The sequence below is a fragment of the Paraburkholderia sp. Ac-20347 genome, assembly GCF_017104805.1.
GTDB lineage: Bacteria > Pseudomonadota > Gammaproteobacteria > Burkholderiales > Burkholderiaceae > Paraburkholderia > Paraburkholderia tropica.
Genome location: NZ_JAAGPN010000395.1, coordinates 1 through 5,524 on the forward strand (window position 1 = coordinate 1; position 5,524 = coordinate 5,524).

Sequence of the window (5,524 nt, forward strand, 5' to 3'; positions counted from 1 at the left end):
GAGCGCGCCGGGTGCCGGCGCGGGCGACCGCAACAAGAAGCCGGGCGCAGGCAAGGGCGGCTGGCAGGACGACGCATCGAAGCGTCGCGGTATCAAGACGCGCGGCGACTCGTCGGGCGGCGTGGACCGCGGCTGGCGCGGCGGCCCGAAGGGCCGTGGCCGTCATCAGGACAGCGCATCGTCGTTCCAGGCGCCGACCGAACCGATCGTCCGTGAAGTGCACGTGCCGGAGACCATCACGGTCGCCGACCTCGCGCACAAGATGTCGGTGAAGGCATCGGAAGTCATCAAGGTGATGATGAAGATGGGCCAGATGGTCACCATCAACCAGATGCTCGACCAGGAAACGGCGATGATCATCGTCGAGGAACTCGGCCACCATGCGGTTGCCGCGAAGCTCGACGATCCGGAAGCGCTGCTGGTCGAAGGCACGACCACCACGACGGACGCCGAGCAACTGCCGCGTCCGCCGGTCGTCACCGTCATGGGTCACGTCGACCACGGCAAGACCTCGCTGCTCGACTACATCCGCCGCGCCAAGGTCGCAGCGGGCGAAGCGGGCGGCATCACGCAGCACATCGGCGCGTATCACGTCGAAACGCCGCGTGGCGTCATCACGTTCCTCGACACGCCGGGTCACGAGGCCTTCACGGCCATGCGTGCTCGCGGTGCGAAGGCAACCGACATCGTCATTCTGGTGGTCGCAGCCGACGACGGCGTGATGCCGCAGACGAAGGAAGCGATTTCCCACGCGAAGGCGGGCGGCGTGCCGCTCGTCGTGGCGATCAACAAGATCGACAAGCCGGATGCGAATCTGGAGCGCGTGAAGCAGGAACTCGTCGCGGAAGGCGTCGTGCCGGAAGAGTACGGTGGCGATTCGCCGTTCGTGCCGGTGTCGGCGAAGACCGGCGCGGGTATCGACGACCTGCTCGAAAACGTGCTGCTGCAAGCCGAAGTGCTGGAACTGAAGGCACCGGTCGAAGCGCCGGCCAAGGGCATCGTGATCGAAGCGAAGCTCGACAAGGGTAAGGGTCCGGTCGCGACCATCCTGGTTCAGTCGGGTACGCTCAATCGCGGCGACGTCGTGCTGGCAGGCAGCGCCTACGGTCGCGTGCGCGCCATGCTCGACGAAACCGGCAAGCCGGCGAAGGAAGCCGGCCCGTCGATCCCGGTCGAAATCCAGGGTCTGTCGGAAGTGCCGGGTGCGGGTGAAGAAGTCATCGTCCTGCCGGACGAGCGCAAGGCGCGTGAAATCGCCCTGTTCCGTCAAGGCAAGTTCCGCGACGTGAAGCTGGCCAAGCAGCAAGCCGCGAAGCTCGAAAACATGCTCGAGCAGATGGCGGAAGGCGAAGTGCAAAACCTGCCGCTCATCGTCAAGGCCGACGTGCAGGGTTCGCAGGAAGCGCTGGTGCAATCGCTGCTCAAGCTGTCGACCGGCGAAGTGCGCGTGCAGATCGTGCACAGCGCTGTCGGTGCGATCAGCGAGTCGGACGTCAACCTGGCGACGGCTTCGAAGGCGGTCATCATCGGCTTCAACACGCGTGCAGATGCACAGGCGCGCAAGGTTGCCGAAGCGAACGGCATCGACATCCGTTACTACAACATCATCTATGACGCAGTGGATGAGGTGAAGGCGGCGATGTCGGGCATGCTCGCGCCGGAGAAGCGCGAAGTCGTGACGGGTATGGCCGAAGTGCGCCAGGTGATCCGCGTGCCGAAGGTTGGCCTGGTCGCCGGCTGTATGGTCACGGACGGTTTCGTCAAGCGTTCGTCGTCGGTGCGCGTGATCCGCAACAACGTGGTCATCTACACCGGCGAACTCGACTCGCTCAAGCGCTTCAAGGACGACGTCAAGGAAGTCAAGCAAGGCTTCGAGTGCGGTATGTCGATCAAGAACTTCAACGACATCGTCGAAGGCGATCAGCTCGAAGTGTTCGAGATCACCGAAGTCGCGCGTACGCTGTAAGTCTCCAGCGCATACGCAAGACGGGCGGGGCGGGCGCTGGCCAGCCCCGCCCGTTTGTCTTTTTGCACGTGTTTTTTGTGCGGCCGCTTTAGCTCCGCGAAATCAGCGATAAAGCGCGCCGCCTGAATGCCTCGCACCAATGAGGTGGAACCATCATGCCGAAAAAACGTTCTTCTCCGAATCGCAACGTACAGATCGCCGATCAGATCCAGCGCGATCTCTCCGAGCTGATGCGCGAAGTGAAGGATCCGCGCGTGGGTCTCGTGACGATCCAGAGCGTGGAACTGACGCCCGATTACGCGCACGCCAAGGTCTATTTCACGACGCTCACGGGCGATCCCAAGACCACCCAGGAAGCGCTCAATCACGCCGCGGGTCATCTGCACAATCAACTCTTCAAGCGCCTGCATATCCATACGGTGCCGACGCTGCATTTCCACTACGACCAGTCGGTCGAGAAGGGCGTGGAGATGTCGCGCCTGATCGACGAGGCGAACGCCACGCGCGCCAAGGACGACTGACGTCTCCAGCATGACAGCATCATCGAAGAAGAATCCGGGCGAGGCTCGCCCTAAAGTGCCGCGCCGTCTGCTCGACGGCGTGCTGCTGCTCGACAAGCCGCTCGGCCTGTCGAGCAACGACGCGCTGATTCGCGCGAAGCGTCTGTATCGCGTGAAGAAGGCGGGCCACACGGGCACGCTCGATCCGCTCGCGACGGGCCTTTTGCCGCTGTGTTTCGGCGAGGCGACCAAGTTCTCGCAGGATCTGCTCGAAGCCGACAAGACCTACGAGGCGACGCTGCGTCTGGGCATCCGCACGACCACGGGCGACGCCGAAGGCGAAGCGGTGGAAACGCGCGAGGTGAACTGCGACGAAGCCGCCGTGCGCGCGGCGATGACGAAATTCGTCGGCGATATCGTGCAGGTGCCGCCGATGTATTCGGCGCTCAAGCGCGACGGCAAGCCGCTCTACGAATACGCGCGCGCGGGCCAGACGGTCGAGCGCGAAGGGCGCGAGGTGACGATACTCGCGCTGGACATGCTCGCGTGCAATCTTCCGGACGTCACGTTCCGCGTGACGTGCAGCAAGGGCACGTATGTGCGCACGCTCGCCGAGGATATCGGCGAGGCGCTCGGCTGCGGCGCGCATCTGGTGATGCTGCGCCGTACCGGCGTCGGCGCGCTGACGCTCGACCATGCGGTGACGCTCGACGCGCTCACGGCCGCCGACGAGCCGCAGCGCGACACCTGGCTGCAACCCGTCGACGCGCTGCTCTCGACGTTTCCGGCGCTCACGCTGAACGCCGACGCGGCGCGCCGTTTCACGCACGGCCAGCGTTTGCCGCTCAACGAGCTGGTGCTCGATCGCGCGGCGTGCGAGGCGGCCGATCGCGTGCGCGTCTACGATGAAGCGGGGCGTCTGCTCGGCGTGGCGAAGGCGGGTAACGGCGTGCTCGCGCCGGAGCGTCTGGTGGTGAGCGGCGCGGCTTGATTCGCGCGGCGCAGGTCGGAGCACAGGTCATAGCGCCCATCGCACAATAAAAAACGGCACGCCGGTTCACACCGTGCGTGCCGTTTTTGCATTCACGGCTCGATCAACCGATCGAGCCGTGAGCGAGGTTGAATGCGAACCTCAGTGCGCCGCCGAAGCCGCCGCACCCGCATCGCCGCCGCCCGAGCGTTCGGGGCGCGTAATCCAGATCAGCGCGATCAGCACGATAAAGATCACCGACGAAATCCAGAACAGGTCGTTCACGCCGAGCTGCGCGGCCTGCTGCGTCGCCATGCGGTCGAAGAGACCGTGCGCCTGCGACGGGTCGAGACCGGCCACGTTCTGCATCTGCTGCATCGACTGATTGAAGACCGGGCTCGTGGGCGTGGCCTGCTCGGTGAGACGCGCATGATGGAAGATCGTGCGATGGTCCCACGCGGTCTCGAAGATCGAGGTGCCGATGCCGCCGCACATGATCCGCACGAAGTTCGACAGACCCGACGCCGCCGGAATGCGGTTGCCCGGCAAACCGGACAGCGTGATCGAGACGAGCGGAATGAAAAGCCCCGCCATGCCGATACCCTGAATCAACGTGGGAACCGTCAGCGCCCAGGTGTCCACGCCGGTCGTGTACTGCGAACGCATCCAGAAGCACAGCGCGAACACCACGAACGCGGCGGTCGCGATATAGCGCGGATCGGTGCGCGGCAGGATGCGGCCCGTGATCGGCGACAGCAGGATCGCAAAGAAGCCCACCGGCGCCATCACGAGACCGGCGTCGGTCGCGGTGTAGCCGAGATCGGTCTGCAGCCACAGCGGCAGCAGCACGAGATTGCCGAAGTAGAGCCCGTAACCCACCGACAGCGCGATCGTGCCGCCCGTGAAGTTGCGCCGGGCGAACAGCGACAGGTCGACCACCGGATGCTCGGCCGTCAGTTCCCAGATCACGAAGAACGCGAACGCGATCACGGCCGTGAGCGCGAGCACGACGATCGTGGTCGACGAGAACCAGTCGAGGTCCTTGCCCTTGTCGAGCATGATCTGCAGCGAGCCGACCCAGACGATCAGCAAGCCGAGACCGACGCCGTCGATCGGCGCCTTGCGGATGGCCGAGTCGCGGTTGCGGAAGATCGCCCACGTGGCGAGCGCTGCCGCGATGCCGACCGGGATGTTCACGTAGAAGATCCACGGCCACGAGATGTTGTCGGAGATCCAGCCGCCGAGAATCGGCCCGGCCACCGGCGCGATCAGCGTGGTCATCGACCACATCGAAAGCGCGATGGGCGCTTTCGCGCGTGGGTAGCTCGCGAGCAGCAGCGTCTGCGAAAGCGGGATCATCGGGCCGGCCACGGCGCCCTGCAGCACGCGCGCGGCGAGCAGGAAGGGCAGCGTGGGCGCGAGGCCGCACAGCCACGACGAGATCACGAACAGAATGATCGACGCCATGAACAGGCGCACCTGGCCGATGCGCTCGGTGAGCCAGCCCGTGAGCGGCACCGAGATCGCATTCGCGACCGCGAACGACGTGATGACCCACGTGCCCTGATCGGAGGCGACCCCGAGGTCGCCCGAGATCGACGGAATCGAGACGTTCGCGATCGACGTGTCCAGCACGTTCATGAACACCGCGAGCGACACCGCAATGGTGCCGATCACGAGTTGCGCGCCCTGTAGCGGCGGATGGACGACGGGTTGTTGTGCTGCCATTGAATGCTTTGTTGTTCGCTTCGTGTCGGCGCTGCGCTTACATCATTTTCGCGGGCGTTTTCGCCGACGAAACCTGCGCTGCCTTGTTGGCGTTCGGACCCGCGTTCTGCGAAATAATCCGCGCAATTTCCGCATCGGCTTCATCGCCATACTTCTCGAACACGTTCGTCTCGTACACCGTGTTCTGCGCGTTACCGAGCTGGCTGCCCGCATCGTTCTTGATGTCGACATCGACCTGCATCGACAGACCGATACGCAGCGGATGCTTCTGCAGATCTTCCGGATCCAGCGAGATACGCACCGGCAGACGCTGCACCACCTTGATCCAGTTGCCCGTCGCGTTCTGCGCCGGCAGCAGCG

The 5,524-nt window shown here is 64.6% G+C and carries 4 protein-coding genes and 1 pseudogene; 3 read left to right on the plus strand and 2 right to left on the minus strand.

Annotation, left to right across the window (positions count from 1 at the left end):
- From infB to truB, 3 genes are all read left to right on the plus strand, one after another.
- On the plus strand, positions 1-1,966 hold a 1,966-nt coding region (gene infB, locus G3N97_RS36135; RefSeq protein ID WP_205997598.1), incomplete at its 5' end, for a translation initiation factor IF-2.
- A 155-nt stretch (positions 1,967-2,121) separates the two neighbouring features.
- Entirely contained in the window at positions 2,122-2,487 is a 366-nt protein-coding gene (rbfA, locus tag G3N97_RS36140; RefSeq protein WP_065061229.1) for a 30S ribosome-binding factor RbfA, read from the plus strand.
- A gap of 10 nt (positions 2,488-2,497) precedes the next feature.
- Positions 2,498-3,457: a tRNA pseudouridine(55) synthase TruB gene (gene truB / locus G3N97_RS36145; RefSeq protein WP_205997599.1), complete on the plus strand. Its 960-nt coding sequence runs from the start codon at positions 2,498-2,500 to the stop codon at positions 3,455-3,457.
- A gap of 141 nt (positions 3,458-3,598) precedes the next feature.
- Here the strand turns inward: truB and G3N97_RS36150 are convergent, their stop codons facing one another.
- Both G3N97_RS36150 and G3N97_RS36155 read right to left on the minus strand, forming a co-directional pair.
- Positions 3,599-5,164 (minus strand): DHA2 family efflux MFS transporter permease subunit, encoded by a 1,566-nt coding sequence (locus G3N97_RS36150; RefSeq protein WP_065061231.1) that lies wholly within the window; start codon positions 5,162-5,164, stop codon positions 3,599-3,601.
- Between the two features lie 37 nt (positions 5,165-5,201).
- Positions 5,202-5,524 (minus strand): annotated as a pseudogene (locus G3N97_RS36155) (EmrA/EmrK family multidrug efflux transporter periplasmic adaptor subunit); the annotation flags it as partial.